Source organism: Blautia parvula, from assembly GCF_020215665.1.
GTDB classification, from domain to species: Bacteria; Bacillota; Clostridia; order Lachnospirales; family Lachnospiraceae; genus Blautia; species Blautia celeris.
In genome coordinates, this window is the sequence record NZ_CP084061.1 from 447,639 (window position 1) to 470,944 (window position 23,306).

At 49.3% G+C, this 23,306-nt stretch carries 23 protein-coding genes; 22 read left to right on the top strand and 1 reads right to left on the bottom strand.

The window, feature by feature from the left end:
• The first annotated feature begins 213 nt into the window (after positions 1 to 213).
• The 16 genes from LC508_RS02185 (at position 214) to LC508_RS02260 (ending at position 17,334) form a co-directional block, all read left to right on the top strand.
• Positions 214 to 588 carry a GntR family transcriptional regulator gene (locus tag LC508_RS02185; RefSeq protein ID WP_033143365.1) on the top strand — a complete coding sequence of 125 codons (375 nt, stop codon included), beginning with the start codon at positions 214 to 216 and terminating at the stop codon, positions 586 to 588.
• Positions 581 to 1,483, top strand: coding sequence for an ABC transporter ATP-binding protein (locus LC508_RS02190; protein WP_033143366.1), 903 nt, complete (start codon positions 581 to 583; stop codon positions 1,481 to 1,483). The genes LC508_RS02185 and LC508_RS02190 overlap by 8 nt, the downstream gene beginning before the upstream one ends.
• The gene (locus LC508_RS02195; RefSeq protein WP_033143367.1) at positions 1,458 to 3,599 is read left to right on the top strand and encodes a DUF6449 domain-containing protein; all 2,142 of its coding nucleotides are present in this window, start codon (positions 1,458 to 1,460) and stop codon (positions 3,597 to 3,599) included. The genes LC508_RS02190 and LC508_RS02195 overlap by 26 nt, the downstream gene beginning before the upstream one ends.
• Positions 3,600 to 3,751: 152 nt before the next feature.
• Positions 3,752 to 4,663 carry an ArsR/SmtB family transcription factor gene (locus tag LC508_RS02200; protein ID WP_033143368.1) on the top strand — a complete coding sequence of 304 codons (912 nt, stop codon included), beginning with the start codon at positions 3,752 to 3,754 and terminating at the stop codon, positions 4,661 to 4,663.
• Between the two features lie 115 nt (positions 4,664 to 4,778).
• The gene (locus LC508_RS02205; RefSeq protein ID WP_054352456.1) at positions 4,779 to 5,948 is read left to right on the top strand and encodes a galactokinase; all 1,170 of its coding nucleotides are present in this window, start codon (positions 4,779 to 4,781) and stop codon (positions 5,946 to 5,948) included.
• 17 nt (positions 5,949 to 5,965) lie between these two features.
• On the top strand, positions 5,966 to 7,456 hold the full coding sequence (gene galT / locus LC508_RS02210) for a UDP-glucose--hexose-1-phosphate uridylyltransferase (protein ID WP_033143370.1): 1,491 nt from the start codon (positions 5,966 to 5,968) through the stop codon (positions 7,454 to 7,456).
• Between the two features lie 130 nt (positions 7,457 to 7,586).
• Complete coding sequence (locus LC508_RS02215) at positions 7,587 to 8,057, top strand: acyl-CoA thioesterase (RefSeq protein WP_103732443.1); 471 nt, start codon at positions 7,587 to 7,589, stop codon at positions 8,055 to 8,057.
• A 31-nt stretch (positions 8,058 to 8,088) separates the two neighbouring features.
• Positions 8,089 to 10,734, top strand: a complete 2,646-nt coding sequence (polA, locus tag LC508_RS02220; RefSeq protein ID WP_103732442.1) for a DNA polymerase I — start codon at positions 8,089 to 8,091, stop codon at positions 10,732 to 10,734.
• Positions 10,735 to 10,877: 143 nt separating this feature from the next.
• Positions 10,878 to 11,480: a dephospho-CoA kinase gene (gene coaE, locus LC508_RS02225; RefSeq protein WP_033143373.1), complete on the top strand. Its 603-nt coding sequence runs from the start codon at positions 10,878 to 10,880 to the stop codon at positions 11,478 to 11,480.
• Positions 11,467 to 12,264, top strand: a complete 798-nt coding sequence (locus tag LC508_RS02230) for an MBL fold metallo-hydrolase (protein ID WP_033143374.1) — start codon at positions 11,467 to 11,469, stop codon at positions 12,262 to 12,264. Before coaE ends, LC508_RS02230 begins: the two co-directional genes overlap by 14 nt.
• Before the next feature lie 27 nt (positions 12,265 to 12,291).
• Entirely contained in the window at positions 12,292 to 12,564 is a 273-nt protein-coding gene (locus LC508_RS02235; RefSeq protein ID WP_033143375.1) for an ACT domain-containing protein, read from the top strand.
• A 33-nt stretch (positions 12,565 to 12,597) separates the two neighbouring features.
• The gene (locus tag LC508_RS02240) at positions 12,598 to 13,962 is read left to right on the top strand and encodes a PFL family protein (protein WP_033143376.1); all 1,365 of its coding nucleotides are present in this window, start codon (positions 12,598 to 12,600) and stop codon (positions 13,960 to 13,962) included.
• Between the two features lie 393 nt (positions 13,963 to 14,355).
• The gene (locus LC508_RS02245) at positions 14,356 to 14,565 is read left to right on the top strand and encodes a FeoA family protein (RefSeq protein WP_054352457.1); all 210 of its coding nucleotides are present in this window, start codon (positions 14,356 to 14,358) and stop codon (positions 14,563 to 14,565) included.
• Between the two features lie 66 nt (positions 14,566 to 14,631).
• The gene (locus LC508_RS02250; RefSeq protein ID WP_033143378.1) at positions 14,632 to 14,853 is read left to right on the top strand and encodes a FeoA family protein; all 222 of its coding nucleotides are present in this window, start codon (positions 14,632 to 14,634) and stop codon (positions 14,851 to 14,853) included.
• Positions 14,854 to 14,947: 94 nt separating this feature from the next.
• Positions 14,948 to 17,140 carry a ferrous iron transport protein B gene (gene feoB / locus LC508_RS02255; RefSeq protein WP_103732640.1) on the top strand — a complete coding sequence of 731 codons (2,193 nt, stop codon included), beginning with the start codon at positions 14,948 to 14,950 and terminating at the stop codon, positions 17,138 to 17,140.
• A 29-nt stretch (positions 17,141 to 17,169) separates the two neighbouring features.
• On the top strand, positions 17,170 to 17,334 hold the full coding sequence (locus tag LC508_RS02260) for a FeoB-associated Cys-rich membrane protein (protein WP_225305300.1): 165 nt from the start codon (positions 17,170 to 17,172) through the stop codon (positions 17,332 to 17,334).
• 22 nt (positions 17,335 to 17,356) lie between these two features.
• Here LC508_RS02260 and LC508_RS02265 read toward each other — a convergent pair whose 3' ends face one another.
• Positions 17,357 to 18,607: a nucleotidyltransferase gene (locus LC508_RS02265; RefSeq protein ID WP_103732641.1), complete on the bottom strand. Its 1,251-nt coding sequence runs from the start codon at positions 18,605 to 18,607 to the stop codon at positions 17,357 to 17,359.
• Between the two features lie 264 nt (positions 18,608 to 18,871).
• Between LC508_RS02265 and LC508_RS02270 the strand changes: the two genes are divergently transcribed.
• From LC508_RS02270 to acpP, 6 genes are all read left to right on the top strand, one after another.
• Positions 18,872 to 20,074, top strand: a complete 1,203-nt coding sequence (locus LC508_RS02270; RefSeq protein WP_033143381.1) for an acetate/propionate family kinase — start codon at positions 18,872 to 18,874, stop codon at positions 20,072 to 20,074.
• Between the two features lie 58 nt (positions 20,075 to 20,132).
• The gene (locus LC508_RS02275; protein WP_054352460.1) at positions 20,133 to 20,660 is read left to right on the top strand and encodes a YceD family protein; all 528 of its coding nucleotides are present in this window, start codon (positions 20,133 to 20,135) and stop codon (positions 20,658 to 20,660) included.
• A gap of 2 nt (positions 20,661 to 20,662) precedes the next feature.
• Positions 20,663 to 20,848 carry a 50S ribosomal protein L32 gene (gene rpmF / locus LC508_RS02280; RefSeq protein ID WP_018597460.1) on the top strand — a complete coding sequence of 62 codons (186 nt, stop codon included), beginning with the start codon at positions 20,663 to 20,665 and terminating at the stop codon, positions 20,846 to 20,848.
• Positions 20,849 to 21,014: 166 nt separating this feature from the next.
• A complete protein-coding gene (locus tag LC508_RS02285; protein WP_052099689.1) occupies positions 21,015 to 21,815 on the top strand; it encodes a hypothetical protein in 801 nt (266 codons plus the stop codon).
• 118 nt (positions 21,816 to 21,933) lie between these two features.
• Complete coding sequence (gene plsX, locus LC508_RS02290; RefSeq protein WP_103731950.1) at positions 21,934 to 22,959, top strand: phosphate acyltransferase PlsX; 1,026 nt, start codon at positions 21,934 to 21,936, stop codon at positions 22,957 to 22,959.
• Positions 22,960 to 22,971: 12 nt separating this feature from the next.
• Complete coding sequence (acpP, locus tag LC508_RS02295) at positions 22,972 to 23,202, top strand: acyl carrier protein (RefSeq protein ID WP_033143383.1); 231 nt, start codon at positions 22,972 to 22,974, stop codon at positions 23,200 to 23,202.
• Positions 23,203 to 23,306 lie beyond the last annotated feature (104 nt).

The window sequence follows — 23,306 nt, forward strand, 5'->3', positions numbered from 1 at the left end:
TGCAGTTAACGGTTAGCTTGACAGAGCGTTGCGGGTGTCTGCCTGAGAGATTCCCATGCCCCCATGACGTCCGCTTAAGCCAAAAAAGCCACAAAATAAAATTTCCGTTTCCTCTTGACAAGGGGGCGGAATTTTTTTATACTGTAAGTGTACTAAGACACATAGTACACTAGATACACATAAATCGGACCAATAAAGAAAAGAGGAAACTCTATGATTGTGATTGATTACCAGAACCGAAAACCGATTTACGAACAAATTGTAGAGCGCTTTCAGATGCTGATCGTAAGAGGCGTGCTGGAACCGGACTCTCAGATGCCTTCTGTCCGTTCTCTGGCAACGGAGCTGTCCATCAACCCCAATACCATTCAGAAAGCATATACGATCCTGGAGCAGCAGGGATATATCTACCCCGTTAAGGGAAGGGGAAATTTTGTGTCCGGCAGCAGGAATCTTGTGGAACAGAAGAAGGATAACTTTTTCCAGAAGCTGAGGATCGTCATTCGGGAAGGGATTGAGCTGGGCGTTACAAAAGAGGAGTGTGTGAGCCGGACTGCGGCGCTGTACGAGGAGGTTAGCCATGATTAAAGCAGAACATCTGTCTAAAGCCTTTGGGGAGATCAAGGCAGTGGACAACATCGACATTGAGATTCCGGATAACAGCATATTTGGTCTGGCAGGAACAAACGGTGCAGGTAAGAGTACCTTTCTGCGTCTTTTGTCCGGTGTTCTGAAACCGGATCAGGGGAGTGTTAAAATAGACGGAAAGCCTGTCTTTGAACAGGAGGAGATAAAGCAGGAGATTTTCTTTCTGCCGGACAGTGCGTATTTTATTCCGAATGCCACAGGAAGATCCATGGCTGACTGGTATGCTGTTTACTATCCGAAATTTGACAGGAAACGGTTTGACGAGCTGGCAAAAAGGCTGGATCTGGACACCGGAAGAAAGATACATACCCTTTCCAAGGGAATGAAGCGCCAGGTATCCATGCTTCTGGGCGTCTGCGCGGGCACAAAGTATCTTTTCTGTGATGAAACCTTTGACGGTCTGGACCCGGTGATGCGGCAGGCAGCCAAGAGTATACTGGCCTATGAAGTGACAGAGCGGGAGTTTACCCCTGTGATCGCCTCCCACAACTTAAGGGAACTGGAGGATATCTGTGACCATGTGGGACTTCTACACAAAGGCGGCGTCCTTTTGTCAAGAGAGGTGGAGGATATGAAGCTTCACATTCATAAAATCCAGTGTGTCATCCAGAATCCTGTGCTGGAGGAAGAACTTTTAAGGGAACTGGAAGTGGTGCAGCATGAGAAGCGGCTGTCCCTCATGACCATGGTTGTCCGCGGGGAGAAGGACAAGATCATGGAAATCGTGGAGAGCAAGTTCCCGGTATTTGCGGAGATGATTCCGCTGACCCTGGAAGAAATCTTTATCAGTGAAACGGAGGTAGCGGGATATGACATCAAAGATCTCTTTTACTAAGATGGTGATGCAGAATGTGAAGGAAAGAGGCGCATGGCTTCTTGTCACATTTCTTGTACTGCTGATGACACTTCCGGTCCAGATTATGATGCGTCTGGACAATGTGGCTGCCCTGGGGCTGAAACCGAAAGAGATGGAAAAACAAGCGGCGGATGTATTTCTGAACACCACAGGGTTTGACAATGTGTTTCTGCTGTTTTTTGTGGTGATTGCTGCGTTCTGTCTGGGAATGACAGGATATCATTATCTGTACTCCAGGGAGAAGACGGATTTTTACCACAGTCTTCCTCTGAAAAGGGAACGGATATTCTTTGTGCCTTATGTGAGCGGGATTCTGATCTTTGCCGTACCGTATCTTATCAACCTGCTTCTGGCACTGCTGGCCGGAGCGGTTAAGGGAACCTTTCCCGCACACGCCGTTTCACTGGCACTGGGGGCGTTTCTGACCCATATGGTATTCTTTCTGGTATTTTATCATGTGGCCATACTGGCTGTGACGCTTACCGGAAACCTGTTTACCGGGGCTATGGCATATGCTGCTTTTTTAAGCTATGGATTTATCATAAAAGAAGTTTTTATAAGCATGTCCGAACGGTTTTTCCAGACTGTGGTGCCCACCATGCTGTATGGCGGAAGCTTCAGTTTTATGAGGATTTCCTTCCATGGAGGCGGGTGGACCTTCTCACCGCTTTATGCCTATTATATGGCTGCTTTAGAGGCGGTAAAGGCAGTGAGAGTGACAGAGAGAAAAACCCCGTGGGTATGGTGCGGGATCGGCGCGGTCCTTGCACTTGTGATTCTGCTGCTCTGTATCCTGGTGTACCGCCTGCGGCCGTCAGAGAGCCATAACAAGGCCATCGCTTTTAAGAAACTGGAGCCGGTCATTAAGATTGCGGTGGTATTTCCGTTTTCCATTCTGTTTGCCATTGGCGTCAGCTCCGGAATCGGGACACATGTATTTATCTGGTTTGTTATGATCCTCGTGTTTTCGGCGTGGGTACTGTCCACTGCCATGGATTTTCTGTACCGCATGGATATCAAAGAAAGCCTGCGCCCCCGCCTTTCCACGGGCGTGGTGCTGGGAATGCTGGCAGTTATAACTGTCATCTACCGCTTTGACGTCCTGGGGATGGACACGTATCTTCCGAAAGAGAACAAGATAGAGTATATGTCTGTCTACATTGAGAAAATAAACGGTCTGTACAGCTATCCCTACAATTCCGTGTATTACCAGGGAAGCAGCCGGATGAAATCCTATCTTGACAACACGAAATTCGAGGATTTTGAAAGTATTTACGATCTGGCGAAAATGGGTGTGGAAGTCCAGGAAAAAGACGGCGGTTTTCCGAAGGTGCAGGACGGAGAGAGCGTACTCTACTACTGTGTGAAATATCACTTAAAATCAGGAAGAGACGTCTACCGGTATTATGAGATCAAGCAGGATGAGCAGGCGGTCTCCCTGATGGGTAAAATTTATGACAGCTGGGAATACAAAGAGCAGACTCTTCCTGTGGAATTTATAGATGAGGACAAGATCACAGAGATATCTCTCAAGGACATATACTCTTCCAACCGTCAGGTCACAACCTCTGCAGAAATGATGAAGAATATATTTAAGACCTACAAAAGTGAATGGGAGAGCTTAAGCTTTGAGGACAGCACGAAACAGCAGGTGGTGGGCTTTTTGTACGTGGAAAGTCTGACAGGGGAAACAAACGAAAAATATGAATATGGAACCGTGGTCTATGATGACACCCAGACCCAGACACTTCCTCTGTATGAAGGATTTGTAAACACAAGAAAGCTTTTAGAGGAGGCAGGGTGCACGGTCTATACCGCCAAAGATCTGGACAAGATAGAAAAAATCGTACTGGTTTCAGCGGATAACTACGGAAAAGAGGAGGAATACACCTTCTCAGACCGGAAGGATATAAAAGAAATTCTGGAAAATTCTCTTTTTGACCAGTACAGCAATCCGGCCCTTGACAACTATCCGGATTATACAAAGGGTGTGCGCATTTACTGGAAGGATGGCCAGGGCGAGACAAAAGAGGGGATTTTCCTCAGCAATAACCCGCCTTCCTGTGTGAAAAAAGTTTTAAAAACCGAAGATTGACGAACCGTCTGAGATATATAAAAACAGGGGCTGCCGCATGCATGTGCGGCAGCTCTTTGTCGTGGTTGACAAGGCAGGAACAAAGAGGGTAAAATAGAAATATCAATGATTCCGGCCCCAGTGATATCCGGCGGAAGGAAGAGGAAAACAACATGAAGAGACAATTATCCTTTGAGAATGAAAAGGAACTGATGCTGGTGGGAAAGGCGCTCGCCTCAGAGATTCGGATTCGTATCCTGAAGCTTCTGGATGAAAATCCCCTGTGCGTCAATGAGATCGCGGAGATTCTGCAGATTCCGCCCTCCTCAGCAGCTTTAAATGTCCGTGTACTGGAGGAAGCAGGACTTATCAGAACCGAGTTAAAACCCGGGGTCCGGGGCTCCATGAAGCTCTGCATCCGGCAGAACGAGGAACTGGTGGTTCATCTGCAGCAGGCAAAAGGAAAAAAGCATGAGGAACTCATTTCCATGCCTGTGGGCAATTATGTGGATTATAAAATAACGCCCACCTGCGGCATGGTCAATGATGAGGAGTATATTGACGGGGAAGACGAGCCACGGTGCTTTTATGATCCAAGGCGGACCACTGCCAAGCTGGTTTGGTTCTCCTCCGGTTATCTGGAATACCGGTTCCCCAATGCGGGGATTCAGGGAAGCCTGGTAAAGCGTTTGGAGATATCCGCGGAGCTGTGTTCAGAAACCGCAGATTATGATCTGGACTGTCCCTCAGACATCACTCTGTGGGTCAACGGCGTGGACGCGGGAACCTGGGCCTGTCCCAGTGACTTCGGAGGCAGAAGAGGCAAGCTGAATCCGGACTGGTGGGAAGATAAGAATTCCCAGTACGGCAATCTGAAAAAATGGGTGATGGATACAGAGGGAACGTATCTGGACGGCGTGAAGGTGAGCGACGTTCCGGTATCCGGATATGATCTTGTGGAAGGCCCTTACATCTCGGTGCGTATCGGCATCAAGGAGGATGCGGAGCATATCGGCGGTGTCAATATCTTCGGCAGCAGTTTTGGGGATTACCCCCAGGATATCCTTATGCGGATTGAATATTGAAAAAAATATTTCCTGTGTTATAATAGGAACAGGAAAATTGTTTTAAAACAAAATTAATATAACTAATGTGCCTGCAGAATGCATCAGTTATATTGGAACATAGGAGGTAGGGAGGATGAAGCGAAAACTGCAAAACCGGTTTTGCGAGCTGTTTGGCGCAGACGGCGACATCCGTTTCTATTTTTCACCCGGCCGTGTGAACCTCATCGGGGAGCACACAGACTACAATGGAGGACATGTATTTCCCTGTGCCCTCACAAACGGTACATATGGAGCGGCGAGAATCCGGAATGACCGGAAACTGCGCCTTTACTCCGAGAATTTCAGCAACGCGGGGGTTTTTGAGACCAGCCTGGATGACCTGGCCTATCATGACAGGGCAGGGTGGACCAACTATCTGAAAGGTGTTATCTGGACCTTCTGCTCCAAGGGATACCCTGTGGAGAGAGGGCTTGACCTGGTGATCGGCGGCAATATTCCCAATGGTTCAGGGCTTTCCTCCTCCGCATCCATAGAGCTTCTTATGGCTATGGTTTTAAAAGATCTGTTTGGCTTTTCGGATATGAGCAAAACAGATATGGCCCTTTTCGGACAGTATGCGGAGAATAAATTCTGCGGTATGAACTGCGGGATCATGGACCAGTTTACTGTGGCCATGGGGAAGAAAGGCCATGCAATTTTCCTGGACACCAGCGATCTGGATTATAAATATGTGCCCATCAAACTGGGAAATGCTTCCCTTCTCATCTCTGTCAGCAACAAGAAAAGAAGGCTGACAGATTCCAAATACAATGAAAGAAGAAGGGAATGCGAGGCAGCGCTTCGGGAGCTTCAGTCAATCGTAAATATTCGTTCACTGGGCGAATTGACGGAGGAGGCTTTCGAGGAGGTCAAGGAGATCATCAAAGACCCGGTGCATGTCAGGCGTGCACGCCATGCGGTCTATGAGAACCAGCGGACCATACAGGCGGAAAAGGCTCTCAGGGAGCATGACCTGAAGCTGTTCGGCAGGCTTATGAATGAGTCACACATCTCACTGAGAGATGACTACGAAGTTACGGGAAGGGAGCTGGATACCCTGGCAGAGGCAGCCTGGAACCAGCCCGGCGTCCTGGGATCCCGCATGACAGGTGCAGGCTTTGGCGGCTGTACGGTCAGTATTGTGGAGGACGGCTTTGTGGATGCGTTTATACGGAATGTGGGCTCTTTTTATAAGAAGAAAATTGGTTACGGTGCGGATTTCTACAGAGTGGAGATTGGTGACGGGGCCAGAAGAATCGGATAACAGGAAGGGGAAATACTATGTTAAACAACAGTATTAAAAAACTTGTGCAGTACGGATTGGAGACAGGCCTGGTGCCTGCATGTGAGAGAAATTATACCATCAACCTGCTTCTGGATTTATTCCGTCAGGACGATTACGAGGAACCGGCAGAGGAGTATGAGAATGTGGACCTGGAGGAAACTCTGGGTGAACTCCTTGATGAAGCTGTAAAGCGCGGCCTTATTGAAGACAGTATCGGCTACCGCGACCTGTTTGACACCAAGATCATGAACTGCCTTATGCCGCGTCCGGCACAGGTGCAGGAAAAATTCTGGAAGGAATACGAGAAATCCCCGGAGACAGCCACGGATTTCTTCTATAAGCTGAGCCAGGACAGCGATTACATCCGCCGCTATCGGATCAAAAAGGACAGAAAATGGACGGTGGACAGCCCGTACGGCACCATTGATATCACCATTAACCTGTCAAAACCGGAAAAAGATCCGAAAGCCATCGCAGCAGCTAAAAATGCAAAGCAGAGCAGCTATCCGAAATGTCTTCTCTGTATGGAGAATGAGGGATACGCAGGCCGTCTGAACCATCCGGCCAGAGAAAATCACAGGATCATCCCCATCACCATCAATGACAGCGGCTGGGGCTTCCAGTATTCCCCGTATGTGTACTACAATGAGCACTGCATTGTGTTCAACGGACAGCATGTGCCCATGAAGATCGAGAGAAACGCCTTTGTGAAGCTCTTTGACTTTGTAAAACTGTTCCCTCACTATTTCCTGGGCTCCAATGCGGATCTGCCTATCGTAGGCGGCTCTATACTGAGCCATGACCATTTCCAGGGAGGGCATTATACCTTTGCCATGGCGAAAGCACCCATGGAGGAGAGTGTGACCATACCGGGTTATGAGGATGTGGAGGCCGGCATTGTGCACTGGCCATTGTCCGTGCTCCGTATCCGTCACAGGGATGAGAAGCGCCTCATTGACCTGGCGTCACACGTGCTTGAAAACTGGAGAGGCTACACCGATGCGGATGCTTTTGTATTTGCGGAGACAGACGGAGAACCGCACAATACCATCACTCCCATCGCAAGAAAGGTCGGGGACACCTTTGAACTGGATCTGACACTGAGAAACAACATTACCACAGAGGAGCACCCCCTTGGTGTCTATCATCCGCACGCAGAGTATCATCACATTAAGAAGGAGAACATCGGCTTGATCGAGGTAATGGGGCTGGCTGTACTTCCGGCAAGACTGAAAGACGAGCTGGAGCTGCTGGCATCCTATATTCTGGAAGGCAGAGACCCTGCGGAAAATGAGATGCTTCAGAAGCATGCGGACTGGGTAAAAGATTTCCTGCCCAAATACAAGGATATCAATCAGGACAACGTGATGGACATTCTCCAGGAAGAGGTAGGACAGGTCTTCGTCAAGGTGCTGGAGGACGCAGGCGTGTACAAATGTACCCCTGAGGGAAGAGCTGCATTCCGAAAATTCCTTGCCACATTATAAAATATCGGTTATAATAAGATACAAAAAAGACAGGTCGGGTGCCTGTCTTTTTTGTTAAAGATATGCTATACTAATTTTATATTGCCGGAAATTCCGGCTAAACAGACAGAAGAGAGTGTGAATACAAGGTATGAAAGAGAAAAAGGTAGCAGATTCCCAGACAGAGCAGACGTATCTCATGCGTCCCAAGTATCTGAATGGCTACGGAAAGCTTTTCGGCGGACAGCTCATGGGCTGGATCGACGAGATCGCCAGCATAGTAGCCATGCGGCACAGCGAATCCGAGATCACGACTGCTGCCATAGATAACCTGAATTTTAAAGAAAGTGCCTCTGTGGACGATGTGATCGTTCTGCGGGGAAAGATCACCCATGTGGGGCGCACTTCCATGGAAGTGCGTGTGGATACCTATGTGGAGAGCCGCCGGGGAATCCGAAAGATCATCAACCGTGCCTACGTGGTCATGGTGGCAGTGGATGACTGCCAGCATCCCATACCGGTACCGGGCCTGCTGGTGGAGACCGAGGCGGAAAAAGCCGAGTGGGAAGGCGGCGAAAAACGCTATGCCCTCCGCAAACAGCGGCGAATAGAAGGGTATTGAGTTGAGATATTGATAAATAAAGGAGATAAAGATGAGCGAAAAAATCCTGCTGATAGACGGACACAGTATACTGAACAGAGCTTATTACGGCCTGCCGGAGCTTACCAACTCAGAGGGGCTTCACACCAATGCCATATATGGCTTTTTAAACATCCTGTTCAAGACCATAGAGGAGGAGAAGCCGGATTACCTGACCGTAGCCTTTGATCTGCACGCGCCCACCTTCAGGCACCAGATGTATGATGCCTACAAAGGCACCAGAAAACCCATGCCACAGGAGCTGAGGGAGCAGGTGCCTGTGATGAAGGATGTGCTGGCAGCCATGGGTGTCTGTATGATCTCCATGGAGGGGTATGAGGCGGATGACTTACTGGGTACTCTGGCTAAGAAAAGTGAGTCAAAAGGCATGGAGGTCACAGTCCTCTCCGGGGACAGGGACCTTCTGCAGCTTGCCAGCAGTCATATCTGCATCAGAATCCCAAAGACCAGATTCGGCAAGACCACAGTGGAGGATTATTTCGCTGATGACGTGAAAGAAAAATACCAGTTAAGCCCTGAGCAGATCATTGAACTGAAAGCGCTCATGGGGGATGCCTCTGACAACATCCCGGGACTTCCTGGAGTCGGGGAGAAGACTGCCACCAAGATCCTGCTGGAATACGGAAGTGTGGAAAATGCCCACGCCCATGCGGAGGACATCAAGCCCAACAAGGCGAAGAACGCTTTTCTGGAGCATTATGACCTGGCTGTTTTGAGCAAAAAGCTGGCAACTATCAATACGGACAGTCCGGTGGATTACGACTGGGACAGTGCCAGGATCAAGGATTTTTACACCCAGGAAGCCTATGAGTTCTTCAAGGAGCTGGAATTTAAAAACTTCCTTTCCCGTTTTGAGGATACCAGTGCCCCGGCAGAGGCCCAGAAGAGCTTTTCAACAGTGACAGAGCTTGATAAGGCTGAGGAGATCTTTGCAAAGGCCAGGACAACGCCGGAGCTGGGACTCCATATCCTGAAGGAGAACGGTGTATTTTTGGGGATGGGCCTTGCCTGCAGGGATGGGGATCGCGTTGTGTCCTACTGCTTCCTGCCCCAGGGTTTTCTCACAGAGGCCTATCTGCTGGAGCAGGCACAGATGCTCTGTCAGGAGGCAGCCATGGTATCTTCTCTGGATGTGAAATCCATGCTGCGCCAGATGAACCTGGAGAACCACACGAAGATGTTTGACGCGGGGATCGCGGCCTATCTGCTGAATCCGCTGAAATCTTCCTACACTTACGATGACATTGCAAAAGAGTACCTGGGAGAGATGCTTCCCGCGAAGGAAGACCTTCTGGGAAAACTGAATTATACAAAGGGAATGAAAGAACAGGAGGAACAGGCAGCCTTGTCTGTCTGCTACATGGCTTACGTTGCCCTGAAAAGCAGGGAGCCTCTGAAAAAGGCTTTGGAGGAGACAAAAATGCTGCACCTGTTCACGGACATAGAGATGCCTCTTCTCTTTACCCTCTCTGACATGGAGAAGGAGGGAATCCGTGTGAATGCCCAGGCTTTAAAAGAATATGGGGACCAGCTTTACGTGAGGATTCAGGAGCTGGAGAAGGAGATCTACCGGGAGGCAGGGGAGGAGTTCAATATCAATTCCCCCAAACAGCTTGGCGTCATCTTATTTGAGAAGCTGCAGCTGCCTGGCGGCAAGAAGACCAAGACAGGATATTCCACTGCGGCGGACGTGCTGGAAAAGCTGGCCCCTGACCATAAGCTGGTAGCAGATATTCTGGAATACAGACAGCTTGCAAAGCTGAAATCCACCTATGCGGATGGGCTGGCTGTCTATATCGGTGCGGATGAGAGAATCCACTCCACCTTTAACCAGACCATCACGGCTACAGGGCGTATCAGCAGCACAGAGCCGAATCTGCAGAACATTCCCATCCGCATGGAGCTTGGCAGGCTCATCCGGAAGGTGTTCATCCCAAAAGACGGATTTGTGTTTACCGACGCGGATTACTCCCAGATTGAGCTGCGTGTGCTGGCGCATATGTCAGGGGATGAGAAGCTGATACAGGCATATCAGGAGGCCCAGGACATCCACCGCATGACAGCTTCCCAGGTATTCCATGTGCCTTTCGATGAGGTAACGGATCTGCAGAGGAGAAACGCCAAGGCAGTCAACTTCGGAATTGTCTATGGAATCAGCTCTTTCGGCTTATCCCAGGATTTGAGCATTACCAGAAAAGAGGCTGCCCAATATATCGAGAATTATTTTGAGACATACCCGAAAATCAAGGGATTTTTGGACGGGCTGGTGACCGAGGCAAAAGAGAAGGGATATGTGACCACCATGTTCGGCAGACGGCGTCCTGTTCCTGAGCTGAAATCCAGCAATTTCATGCAGCGCTCCTTCGGTGAGCGTGTGGCCATGAACTCGCCCATTCAGGGAACCGCGGCCGATATTATTAAAATCGCCATGATACGGGTATGGAAAGCTCTGAAGGAACAGCATTTAAAATCACGTCTGCTTCTGCAGGTGCACGATGAGCTTCTGGTGGAGACTGCAGAGGATGAGAAGGAACAGGTATCCGCGATTCTGGAAAAAGAGATGAAAAATGCCGCCAGCCTGGCGGTATCCCTGGAAATCGACATGCACACAGGCAGCAACTGGTATGAGGCGAAATAAATACTGCTGTTCACACGCCGCTGTCCCGTCAGGTGTTTTCAGGCCGAAGGCATGAAAATCCCCGGGCAGCCGGCGCGAGGAAGGTGACGATCCGGATATGGGGACAGTCATAGGGGAGTACAATGGATAAAGGAGGAACTGTTATGAGAGTCATAGGTGTGACCGGAGGGGTAGGCTCCGGAAAGAGTTTTGTACTGAATTATATTGAGGAGCATTTTGATGCGCGGGTGGTAAAGGCAGATGACGTGGGACACCTGCTGATGATGCCCGGACAGGCCTGCTATGAGCCGGTGGTCCGGCTTTTTGGGGACTGGATCGTCAATGAGGACGGTTCTCTTAACAGGGAAACCATCGCCCAGATCGTGTTTGATAAGAAAGATATGCTGGAAAAACTCAATAAGATCATTCATCCGGCAGTGAAGAAATATATCATCCGGGAGATTGAGCGGTCCAAAAAAGAGGAGACGGAATTCTTCTTTATTGAGGCAGCTTTGTTATTGGAAGATAATTATGATGAAATTTATGATGAAATGTGGTATATTTATTGCGAAAAAGAAGTGCGCATGGAAAGGCTTCGCCGGGACAGGGGATATTCTGAGGAAAAAGCCCGAAGAGTAATGGAAAACCAGTTGTCCGAGGATGAGTTTGAAGCCAGATGTGACTTTTTACTATATAACGACGAAGATGTGGCACATACCTATCTTCAGATTGAGCGAAGGATGAGAACATATTATGAATCTATGTAGTATTGCCAGCGGAAGCAGCGGCAACTGTATTTACGTGGGCAGTGACCACGCCGGCGTCCTGGTGGATGTGGGGATCAGCGGCAAGAAGATTGAGGAAGGGCTCAACACCATTGACCGCACCACAAAGGACTGTGACGGTATCCTGATCACCCATGAGCACTCGGACCATATAAAAGGTCTGGGCGTCATCTCCAGAAAATATAAGATTCCCATCTACTGTACCAGGGGAACCATGGAGGAGATGCAGCGCATGACCACTCTGGGCAAGATGCCGGAGGGACTGTACCGAATCATACGGGCAGATGAACCATTTTCTATCGGGGATCTGGATATCCATCCCTTTAACATTTCCCATGACGCGGCAGAGCCTGTCGGGTACAGGGTGAATCATGAGGACAAGTCCGTGGGAATCGCAACGGACCTGGGCAAGTATAATGATTACATAGTGGAACAGCTCCAGGGACTGGATGCTCTTTTGCTGGAGGCAAACCACGACGTGAATATGCTGCAGGTGGGAAGTTATCCCTATTACTTAAAACAGAGGATCCTGGGCGAGAGAGGACATCTGTCCAACGAGTCAGCAGGCAGGCTTCTGTGCCGTCTGCTCCATGACAAAATGAAACAGATCATGCTGGGACATTTGAGCCGGGAGAACAATTACGAAGCACTGGCTTATGAGACCGTCTGCTCAGAGGTGACCATGGGGGAAAATCCCTGGTGTTCCTCAGACTTCAAAATCTCCGTAGCGCACAGGGACTGCGCGTCGGAACTGATTACCGTATAAAAAAAATACATCTGTGAGGAGAAAATAATGAAAAAGACAATTATCAGCGTAGTAGGACAGGATACCGTAGGAATCATCGCCAGAGTCTGCACCTATCTGGCAGAGAACAATATTAACATCCTGGATATTTCCCAGACCATCATTGACGGTTATTTCAACATGATGATGATCACAGATACCAGCAGATCCGAGAAGAAGCTGGATCAGATTTCTGCAGAATTATCTGTACTGGGTGAGGAGATCGGTGTTATGATCCACGCACAGCACGAGGATATCTTTACAAAAATGCACCGTATCTAAGCTGGAAAACCCGGGAAAGGACAAGAGAAAAATATGATTAACATTTTTGAAGTAAATGAGACCAACAAAATGATAGAGCAGGAAAATCTGGATGTGCGTACCATTACCATGGGAATCAGCCTTCTGGACTGCATAGATTCTGACCTGCAGCAGGTGAACAGAAAAATCTACGACAAGATCACCACCCTGGCAAGAAACCTGGTGAAGACCGGTGACGAGATTTCCGGAGAGTACGGAATCCCTGTTGTGAACAAGCGAATCTCTGTAACCCCCATTGCGCTGGTGGGCGGTGCGGCCTGCAAAGCGCCGGAGGATTTTGTGACTCTGGCAGAGACTCTGGATCGGGCAGCAAAAGAAGTGGGAGTGAACTTCATCGGCGGCTACTCTGCGCTTGTGTCAAAAGGTATGACAAAGGCGGACGAGATGCTGATCCGCTCCATCCCGGAAGCCCTGGCAGCCACAGAGAGAGTCTGCAGTTCCATCAACCTTGGCTCCTCCAAGACAGGCATCAACATGGATGCTGTGAAGCTTATGGGAGAAATCGTTCTTGCTACTGCCCAGGCGACCAGGGAGCAGGATTCCCTGGGATGTGCCAAACTGGTGGTATTCTGCAACGCCCCGGATGACAATCCGTTCATGGCAGGCGCTTTCCACGGTGTGACAGAGGCGGATGCCATTATCAATGTGGGTGTTTCCGGACCCGGTGTTGTGAAGACAGCCCTGGAAAAAGTGCGGGGAAAAGATTTTGAGGTGCTCTGCGAGACCATCAAGAAAACGGCCTTTAAAGTAACACGCGTGGGACAGCTGGTAGCCCAGGAGGCATCCAAGCGCCTGGGGATTCCCTTCGGCATCGTGGATCTGTCACTGGCACCCACTCCGGCCATCGGGGACAGTGTGGCAGATATTCTCCATGAGATTGGTGTGGAATATGCAGGTGCCCCAGGTACCACAGCAGCCCTTGCGCTTTTAAATGACCAGGTGAAAAAAGGCGGCGTTATGGCATCCTCCTATGTGGGCGGTTTAAGCGGTGCCTTCATTCCGGTCAGCGAGGACCAGGGAATGATCGATGCGGTCAATGCCAATGCCCTTACCATAGAGAAGCTGGAAGCCATGACCTGTGTCTGCTCTGTGGGGCTGGATATGATCGCCATTCCGGGAGACACCAAAGCCAGCACCATTGCCGGCATCATTGCGGATGAATGTGCCATCGGTATGGTGAACCAGAAGACAACGGCTGTCCGTTTGATTCCGGTTATCGGAAAAGGTGTGGGAGAGACTGTGGAATTCGGAGGACTTCTGGGTTATGCACCGATCATGCCGGTCAATCCGTATTCCTGTGAAGCGTTTGTAAACAGAGGCGGAAGGATTCCGGCTCCTATCCACAGCTTTAAAAATTAGAGAAATAGTCAGGCCGTGTTCCGGTTGTGGAATGCGGTCTTTTTTTGTTTCTAAGCGGACGTCACCCGGTCCCTGGCATCTCTCACGCAAACACCCGCAACGCTCAGCCGAGCTAACCGTTAACTACAACTAAGAGCACTCGGGAGAGCCCTCGTGTCTAAGTTTCCGTAAACGGTGGATCTCGTCTTCGCTAAAGACGCGGGTAAATGTTTGCGTGAGAGATGCCAGGGACCGGGTGACTGTGTACTGGAGGAACTTGTAGAAAAAAGAACTTGTGCAAATAGGAAAAATAAGTAAAAAAATATATTGACAAAATGTGTTAGTGTGTGCTAACTTATAGTTAGTTAGAAAAAGCTAACTGTAAGGATGATGGAAAATTAAGGAGTGATGAAAATGCCTTTGACTATGGCTTCAGCAGGAGAAACAAAGCAGATCAAAAAAGTGGGCGGCAAAGAAGAAGTGAGACGCCATCTGGAGAATCTCGGCTTTGTGACAGGAACAGACGTAACGGTGGTTTCCCGGTTAGGCGGAAACGTGATCGTCAGTGTAAAGGATTCCAGAGTTGCCATCAGCAGTGAGATGGCCAACAGGATCCTGGTTTGATAGAAATAGATGTAAGCCGTACCTTATAACGGGCGTGGTGATGTAGAAAGAGGAGGATATGCAGACATGGAAACACTGCGGAATGTAAAATGCGGACAGAGCGTCAGGGTGGTTAAACTGCACGGGGAAGGCGCTGTAAAACGCCGGATCATGGATATGGGGATCACCAAGGGCACAGATGTCTATGTGAGAAAAGTAGCGCCCTTCGGCGATCCGGTAGAAGTGACGGTGAGAGGCTATGAACTTTCCCTGCGGAAAGCAGACGCAGAGATGATCGAGATTCAGTAGATAAGCTGCCCGCCAAAACGGCCGCAGCATTTTTTTAGGATTTATGGTTAGAGGCTTCTAACCGTATTTTTTGGAAATAGAGGAGGAAGAGAGAATGTCAGTAAAAATTGCGCTTGCCGGCAACCCAAACTGTGGCAAGACCACACTGTTCAATGCGTTGACAGGGTCCAATCAGTTTGTGGGAAACTGGCCCGGTGTTACAGTAGAGAAGAAGGAAGGAAAACTGAAGGGAAACAAGGATGTAGTCATCATGGACCTTCCGGGAATTTATTCCCTGTCCCCTTACACACTGGAGGAAGTGGTAGCCAGAAATTATCTGATCACAGAACGCCCTGACGCCATACTGAATATTGTGGATGGCACGAACCTGGAGAGAAACCTGTATTTGTCCACCCAGCTTATGGAGCTTGGCATCCCTGTCATTATGGCAGTGAACATGATGGATGTGGTGGCGAAAAACGGAGACATCATTCAGATCGGTGAACTGTCCGGACAGCTCGGCTGTGAAGTGGTAGAAATCTCTGCTCTGAAGGGAACCGGTATCCGGGAAGCCGCAGACAAGGCTGTGCGCATTGCCGAAAAGAAAAGCGCAGGCGCCCCGGTCCACAGATTCCAGAAGCGTGTGGAAGAAGCCCTGGATGAGATCGAGTCTTTGCTGGACGGCAATATCCCGGAAGAACAGAGACGTTTTTACGCGGTAAAGCTGTTTGAGAGAGATCATAAGATCGGCGAGACCATATCCGGCCTGCCGGACGTGGAAACCATCGTCGCTTCCGTGGAAAAAGATTTGGACGATGATTCCGAGAGCATTATCACCAATGAGAGATACACGTACATAGGAGCTGTTGTAAAAAAAGCGTATATCAAAAAGAGCAGGGGAAAAATGACCACCTCAGATAAGATTGACGGAATTGTCACAAACCGTTTCCTCGGCCTTCCCATCTTCTTTCTCGTCATGGCACTGGTGTATTATGTGTCCGTCTCCACTGTGGGCGGATGGGCCACAGACTGGGTGAACGACGGGGTATTCGCTGACGGGTGGAATTTCCTGGGATTCTCCTCCCTGCATGTTCCTGCCATACCCGAACTGCTGAATAACGGACTGGAAGCTGTTCACTGCGCGGCATGGCTTCAGAGCCTGATCGTGGACGGCATTGTTGCCGGTGTAGGCGCCGTACTGGGATTCGTGCCGCAGATGCTGGTGCTGTTTCTCTTCCTGGCATTCCTGGAGGGATGCGGATATATGGCACGTGTGGCTTTTATCATGGACCGTATTTTCCGTAAATTCGGTCTTTCCGGGAAATCCTTCATTCCCATGCTGATTGGCACAGGATGCGGGGTTCCGGGAATCATGGCATCAAGGACCATTGAAAATGACAGAGACCGGAAGATGACCATTATGACCACCACATTCATTCCGTGCAGCGCGAAACTGCCTATTATCGCGCTTATCGCAGGTGCTATCTTCGGCGGGGCCTGGTGGGTGGCGCCCAGTGCGTATATTGCAGGTGTTCTGGCTGTCATCTGCTCCGGCATCATTCTGAAAAAGACCAGAAAATTCTCCGGAGATCCGGCGCCTTTCGTTATGGAGCTTCCTACATACCATATGCCCACTGTGGGAAATGTCCTGCGCAGCATGTGGGAGAGAGGCTGGTCCTTCATTAAAAAAGCAGGCACGGTGATTCTTCTCTCTACTATCTTTATCTGGTTCACACAGGGATTTGGTTTCGAGAATGGTTCTTTCGGTATGGTGGAGGATATGGAGAACTCCCTGCTGGCAGGTATCGGAAGAGGCATCTCCTGGCTGTTCATCCCCCTTGGATGGGGAGACTGGAAAGCCGCAGTGGCAGCAGTTTCCGGACTGGTGGCAAAAGAGAATGTGGTCGGCACTTTTGGTATCCTCTATGGCTTTGCCGAGGTGGCAGAAGACGGTGCTGAGATATGGGGGACACTGGCAGGCAGCTTCACAGCAGCTGCAGCTTACTCTTTCCTGGTATTTAACCTTCTGTGCGCGCCCTGCTTTGCGGCGATGGGAGCGATCAAACGGGAGATGAACAATGGAGGCTGGTTCTGGTTTGCCATTGGATACCAGACACTGCTGGCTTACTGCTCCTCCCTGGTTGTTTACCAGATCGGACATCTGCTGGAGGGCGGAGCCTTCGGTATAGGTACTGCGGCGGCGATCCTGGTTGTGGTATTCTTCCTGTATATGCTGTTCAGACCGTATAAGGAAAAAGGAGATACATGGAACATAAAAATGAAAACAGGGAAGGCAGTGAAGGCATAAGTGCCTCCTGTCCCGCCCGGAAAGGTAAGATGAATATGAATGCTGGAACAATCCTGGTTCTGCTGGTCCTGCTCTGTATAGTGGGGCTGGTCGTGAGAAAAATCGTGAAAGACAAAAAGGCCGGCAAAACATGCGGAAGCTGCAGTGGAAACTGCAGCTGCTGCCATGGGGCAGCAGAGCAGAAAATAAAATAGAAGTGCGGATGCAGATTGCAGATCAAAGGATAACGGGAGACTTTTGTATATCATTTACAAAGGCTGTCCCGTTTTTCTGTGCGCGCACGGTGCTGTACAGATTGGAGGCAAACAGATCCTGTTCAAATCTTTTTGCAGACTGCGGGGCAAGAAGTTTTCCGTAATCCGCGGCCTTGGTGACAAGGGGCATATCCGCATTTGCCTTAATCTCTTTTAAGAGTCCTCCGGCGTTCTTACGGAACCCCAGAATCCGTGCGTAGGAGGCTTTCGGGGGACAGCCCTTTTCTGCCTTTATGCCCAGAAGCACATGGAGAAGCGCGCGGTTTATGCGGGTGTAAGTCAGCTCACGCGTCTTAAGAAGTGCGGAAAACTGAGAATAACTGTGAAATTCGTTTAGGTGCGCGTGTATGCGCCTTGCAAGCTCCGGGGACATATCGGAATATGCGGCCAGCTCTTTCGGGGAAAGCCGCATAAGCTGATAGCAGAGCAGCAGGGAAAAATCATCCTCCCACACAGGAGCCTCCGCGGACAGGCGCCTGGCTGTAAGAAGGGCGGAGGACTCCGGCATGGCCCCTGCAAGGAGTTTGGACCAGTGGACGGATTCTGTCCTTTTTTCCGTATCGTTATCCCGTATAAGCTTCCGCACTGCAGTGGCGCTGGAATAGGAATCGGTGAGAGCGTCGTCGTGATACCCGGCCCCGGCACGTTTCAGGGCAGTCGGCTGTATGCTGCTGCCGGCCCTTTTGAGAGCCTTGATATACTCCAGGCCCAGAATATTGTTGGGGAAATCCAAAAGCTCCGGCAGAAGTCCCGGATGGTTCAGGGCACCCACTGCTTCCCTGCGCGCTGCGGGAAAAGAGTACCCCTTTTTTAAGAGGGAGCGAAGCTGCTCCCGGTAGGCATCACTTTCCTGTAAAAGCACTTCGGCGCAGGAAAGGAGCGCCTGCGTATCCCCGGTTTCACTGCCAAAAGAGAGCGCATTTACACATCCAAGCTGCTCCAGAATCGAGACAGCACCCCAGGCAAAAGATTCCGCGCTGGCACATGCATTTGCGGCGGGAAGCTCCAGCACCAGATCAGCGCCCCCAAGAAGCGCCGCCTCTGTGCGCAGATACTTGTCAAACAGGGCGGGAGCGCCCCTTTGGACAAAGTCTCCGCTCATGACCACAACAAGATAGTCCGCATCTGTAAGTTCTCTGGCTTTTTCCAAGTGATAGGCATGGCCTTTATGAAAAGGATTGTATTCAGCTACTATGCCGGTGATTCTGCTCATATGATTTTTCGTTTCCCTTCTGGTGATTGCTGCATTGGTCCGTTCAGGTCTGCGTCTTTTTGACCGTGCGATGCCTATAATATAACAAAATCATCCGCTGCAGACAACTGTTTACATGCATATTATGAAAAAATGTTTTGAAAAGAATACAAAATTTCTCCGTAAATTTCCCAGGTACCCTTGTACCATTTTTTGAAAAGATGTATAATGATACCAAACGTGGTCATTTTGGCCGCGAAGATGTATGATAACGGAGGAAAAAACATGAACGTATTAGTAGTAAACTGCGGAAGTTCATCCCTGAAATTCCAGTTAATCAATTCTGACACAGAAGAAGTGGCCGCAAAAGGCTTATGCGAACGTATCGGTATCGACGGAAGACTGGTTTACCAGCCCACAGGCGGTGAGAAAGAGACAACAGAAGCAGCAATGCCAACACATACAGAGGCCATCAAAATGGTTTTGGACGCTTTGGTCAATCCGAAAACAGGCGTATTAAAGAGTCTGGATGAAGTGGAAGCCATCGGACACCGTGTCCTGCACGGCGGCGCCAAAATCTCTGACTCCTGTATTATCAATGACGAGGTGATCTCTGTTATTGAAGAGTGCTGTGACCTTGGACCTCTGCACAACCCTGCAAACTTAATGGGTATCCGTGCATGTATGGAGCTGATGCCGGGCAAACCAAACGTAGCTGTATTCGACACCGCTTTCCATCAGACTATGCCGGAAAAAGCATACATGTATGCGATTCCGTACAAATATTATGACAAATACAAAGTCCGCAAATACGGTTTCCACGGAACCTCTCATCGTTTCGTATCCAAAGAGACCATTAAATTCCTGGGACTTGACCCGGACAACTCCAAAGTGATCGTAGCTCATTTAGGAAACGGTTCCTCCATCAGCGCTGTTGTGAACGGCAAATGTGTGGATACCAGCATGGGCCTGACTCCTCTGGAAGGTCTTGTTATGGGTACACGTTCCGGAGACCTGGACCCGGCTGTTTTAGAGTTCATCTGCGGAAAAGAAAACATTGATGTAAAAGAGATGGTACGCATCCTGAACAAAGAATCCGGTCTGTTAGGTCTGTCAAAAGGCCTGTCCAGCGACTTCCGTGACTTAAACGAAGCCAGAGAGCAGGGCAACCCGGATGCCAAGAGAGCTGTTGACTGCCTGTGCTACCGCATTGTAAAATACATCGGTTCCTACGTTGCAGCCATGAACGGCGTGGACGCCATCGCTTTCACCGGCGGTATCGGCGAGAACGCTATTCCGGTTCGTGAGACAGTTGTGAAGAGCCTTTCCTACCTGGGAATCACTCTGGACGAGGAAGCAAACCAGAAACGCGGTGAGAACATGATTATCTCCACAGCAGATTCCAAAGTGAAAGTTGCCGTAGTTCCCACCAACGAAGAGCTTGCAATCTGTCAGGAAACAGCAGAATTAGTTAAGAATCAGAAATAATAGTTGACAAATAGAAAATCCCTATGTATAATTTACTAGGTGTGATTAGGAGACTATTATGCTAATTGATTTATCAGAAATTTTATCCCTGGAAGGAAAGACACAGGTCATAGAAGCACCTGTTTCCATGGATTCCTTTCAATCGAAACTGGGCAGCTTTCCTGTGAAGGACAAAGAGCCAGTGATTCTTACAATTACGAATACCGGCAAAAAGGTTCTGCACCTGGAAGCAAGAGGCAGTGTGACTCTGTCCATTCCCTGTGACCGCTGTTTAAAAGAGGTCCCGGTGGACTTTCCCTTTGCACTGGAAAGAGATATGGATATGAAGGTTTCGGAGGAAGACAGGATAAAAGACTTAGATGAAATTAATTATGTCACAGGTTGTAGCCTGGATGTTGAGCAGTTAGTGCATAATGAGATTTTAATCCGTTGGCCTTTACGGGTCCTGTGTCAAGAGGACTGCAAGGGAATCTGCAGCCATTGCGGCAAAGATTTAAATGACGGCCCCTGTTCCTGTGAGCAGGAAAGCCTCGATCCGAGAATGGCAGCAATCCGTGATATATTTAGCAAATTTAAGGAGGTGTAACTATGTCCATCTGTCCAAAAAATAAAACTTCAAAAGCAAGAAGAGATAAAAGAAGAGCAAACTGGAAAATGAGCGCTCCGAACTTAGTAAAATGCAGCAAATGTGGAGCTTTAATGATGCCACACAGAGTGTGCAAAGCTTGCGGAAGTTACAACAAAAAAGAAATCATCAAAATGGGTGAAGAATAATTCATGCATGAGAAAGGCCTTCTGGACAACCAGGAGGCCTTTTTTGTAATATTTTTGTAATAAATTTATAAAAAACCTTGCGATTTATGTAAAAACAAGTTAATATAGAACTGGTATGACGTAGATTAGATGAAAACATTACATTTCTATTAAAGGAGGAAGATGGATGAATAAATGGTTAAAGAAAGGGATTCTGCTTCTTGCAGTCGGATGCCTTACTTTTGCCGTGACAGGCTGCAGCGGGGAAAAGGTGATGGACAAGGTGCTGGAGAAGACAGACCCCAAGCCGGACAATACAGAGAAGAGCAGTGAAGAGGAAGACGAGAACAAAACCCAGGAGCCGGAGGTTGAGGTTGCCAAACCGGAGCTGACCACAAACTTAAGCGGTTCCGTTACCTATAAGACAGGAGACAAGGCCGAGGCCCTGAAAGTGGAGGCCAAGACATCGGACAAGGGCGTTATCACATACCAGTGGTATCAGAGCCAGACCAACACCAACGGAGGCGGCACCCCTGTGGAGGGCGAGACAAAGAACACCTTTACACCGCCCACCGGTGAAGCCAAGACCATGTATTACTATGTGGTAGCGACCAGCACCATCGGTTCCTCCACAAACGGGATCACCAGCGACACGGCAGAGGTCATAGTCTCAGACGACGCAGAGAGCAAGAACGCCGAGAAGAAGAAATCCGAGGAAAAAAAGAAAGAGAAGAAGGAGAAAAAGACCTCCGGAACCTGGAAAGAATCGGATAAAGGCTGGTGGTATGATTACGGGGACGGCACATTTCCCAAGAGCCAGTGGCTGGAAATCGACGGCAAATGGTATGCCTTTGATGACCATGGGTATATGAGGAAAGGCTGGTACCAGGAAGGCAGCACCTGGTATTATCTGAAGGATGACGGTTCCATGGCAGTGGATACGGATGTGGAAGGCTATCATCTGGGCAGCGACGGAAAGATGCAGTAAAAGACAGGTATATAAAAATGGCAGGCGGCTGCTGTAAAAGATGTTTCTTTTACAGCAGCCCTCTTGCGGTTTTAAAGGATGTCTGGTAAAATTATCTGCAGAATACAGGAGGCAGAATATGGAGAATATGACAATTGTGGCAGTGGATGCCATGGGAGGCGACAATGCACCGGCAGAGATTGTCAAAGGTGCAGTGGACGCTGTGAAAGAAAAAGCAAACCTGAAGGTGCTTCTGGTAGGTCTGGAAGAGGCCGTAAAAAAAGAACTGGAGGCCTGCGGCAATCCGGGGGAGAGGATTGAGATCGTCCCCGCATCCCAGGTGATCGAGACAGGAGAACCGCCGGTTGCCGCGATCCGGGGCAAAAAGGATTCCTCTATCGTAATGGGGATGAAGCTGGTGAAGAAAGGGGAAGCAGACGCTTTCGTATCCGCAGGAAGCTCCGGAGCCATCCTGGTGGGAGGGACAACCATTGTGGGCAGGATCAAAGGTGTGGAGCGAGCGCCTCTGGCCCCGCTGATTCCCACAAGAGACGGTGTGTCTCTCTTAATAGACTGCGGTGCAAACGTGGATGCCCGCTCTTCCCATCTGATACAGTTTGCCCGTATGGGTTCCATCTATATGGAGCATGTCATGGGCGTCAAAAAGCCCCGTGTGGGAATTGTGAACATAGGCGTTGAGGAAGAAAAGGGAAATGCCCTGGTGAAAGAAACATATCCGCTGCTGAAAGCGTGTGAAGACATTAACTTTGTAGGCAGCATTGAAGCCAGAGAAATCCCGAACGGTGCGGCGGATGTGATCGTGACAGAAGCCTTTGTGGGAAATGTCATTCTGAAGCTTTATGAGGGCGTGGGGGCCACTCTGATCTCCAAGGTGAAACAGGGCATGATGACAAGCCTGCGCAGCAAAATAGGCGCGCTTTTGGTAAAGCCGGCCCTCAAATCCACATTAAAAAGCTTTGACGCCAGCGAGTACGGCGGAGCACCGCTTTTGGGACTCAAGGGACTTGTGGTAAAATGCCACGGAAGTTCCAAGTCTGCGGAGGTAAAAAACTCCATCATCCAGTGTATTTCGTTCAAAGAGCAGAATATCAGCGAACGGATCCGGGAGAATATCATTTCGTCAGATAAAAAGGAAGAAGCGTAAGGAGGAAAAGAGATGGAACTGGAAAAATTACAGAAGATTATAGCAGAGGTTTTAAATGTGGATACACAGGAGGTTTCCATGGACACCACATTTGTTGAAGACCTGGGAGCCGACTCTCTGGACATTTTTCAAATCATCATGGGTATCGAGGAGGAATTTGATATCGAGATCCCCACAGAACAGGTGGAGAAGATCGTATCCGTAGGCGATGCGGTGGAAGAGATTAAAAACCTGATTGGTTAATGACATATCGGATGCCCCAAATCCGGCTGCCGGATTCAATCTGAATCTTCCGGGGGTTTGGCGGCATCCTCTTTTGCTTATCAAAACAGAAAATGCGGGACATG

Coding starts and splice junctions, on each gene's coding strand:
- polA (WP_103732442.1), top strand. CDS start 8,089: ATGAGCGAAAAAATCCTGCTGATAGACGGACACAGTATACTGAACAGA.
- plsX (WP_103731950.1), top strand. CDS start 21,934: ATGGAGAATATGACAATTGTGGCAGTGGATGCCATGGGAGGCGACAAT.
- rpmF (WP_018597460.1), top strand. CDS start 20,663: ATGTCCATCTGTCCAAAAAATAAAACTTCAAAAGCAAGAAGAGATAAA.
- LC508_RS02215 (WP_103732443.1), top strand. CDS start 7,587: ATGAAAGAGAAAAAGGTAGCAGATTCCCAGACAGAGCAGACGTATCTC.
- LC508_RS02250 (WP_033143378.1), top strand. CDS start 14,632: ATGGAAACACTGCGGAATGTAAAATGCGGACAGAGCGTCAGGGTGGTT.
- LC508_RS02200 (WP_033143368.1), top strand. CDS start 3,752: ATGAAGAGACAATTATCCTTTGAGAATGAAAAGGAACTGATGCTGGTG.
- LC508_RS02190 (WP_033143366.1), top strand. CDS start 581: ATGATTAAAGCAGAACATCTGTCTAAAGCCTTTGGGGAGATCAAGGCA.
- LC508_RS02205 (WP_054352456.1), top strand. CDS start 4,779: ATGAAGCGAAAACTGCAAAACCGGTTTTGCGAGCTGTTTGGCGCAGAC.
- LC508_RS02260 (WP_225305300.1), top strand. CDS start 17,170: ATGAATATGAATGCTGGAACAATCCTGGTTCTGCTGGTCCTGCTCTGT.
- LC508_RS02285 (WP_052099689.1), top strand. CDS start 21,015: ATGAATAAATGGTTAAAGAAAGGGATTCTGCTTCTTGCAGTCGGATGC.
- feoB (WP_103732640.1), top strand. CDS start 14,948: ATGTCAGTAAAAATTGCGCTTGCCGGCAACCCAAACTGTGGCAAGACC.
- acpP (WP_033143383.1), top strand. CDS start 22,972: ATGGAACTGGAAAAATTACAGAAGATTATAGCAGAGGTTTTAAATGTG.
- LC508_RS02245 (WP_054352457.1), top strand. CDS start 14,356: ATGCCTTTGACTATGGCTTCAGCAGGAGAAACAAAGCAGATCAAAAAA.
- LC508_RS02270 (WP_033143381.1), top strand. CDS start 18,872: ATGAACGTATTAGTAGTAAACTGCGGAAGTTCATCCCTGAAATTCCAG.
- coaE (WP_033143373.1), top strand. CDS start 10,878: ATGAGAGTCATAGGTGTGACCGGAGGGGTAGGCTCCGGAAAGAGTTTT.
- LC508_RS02185 (WP_033143365.1), top strand. CDS start 214: ATGATTGTGATTGATTACCAGAACCGAAAACCGATTTACGAACAAATT.
- LC508_RS02230 (WP_033143374.1), top strand. CDS start 11,467: ATGAATCTATGTAGTATTGCCAGCGGAAGCAGCGGCAACTGTATTTAC.
- galT (WP_033143370.1), top strand. CDS start 5,966: ATGTTAAACAACAGTATTAAAAAACTTGTGCAGTACGGATTGGAGACA.
- LC508_RS02195 (WP_033143367.1), top strand. CDS start 1,458: ATGACATCAAAGATCTCTTTTACTAAGATGGTGATGCAGAATGTGAAG.
- LC508_RS02240 (WP_033143376.1), top strand. CDS start 12,598: ATGATTAACATTTTTGAAGTAAATGAGACCAACAAAATGATAGAGCAG.
- LC508_RS02235 (WP_033143375.1), top strand. CDS start 12,292: ATGAAAAAGACAATTATCAGCGTAGTAGGACAGGATACCGTAGGAATC.
- LC508_RS02265 (WP_103732641.1), bottom strand. CDS start 18,607: ATGAGCAGAATCACCGGCATAGTAGCTGAATACAATCCTTTTCATAAA.
- LC508_RS02275 (WP_054352460.1), top strand. CDS start 20,133: ATGCTAATTGATTTATCAGAAATTTTATCCCTGGAAGGAAAGACACAG.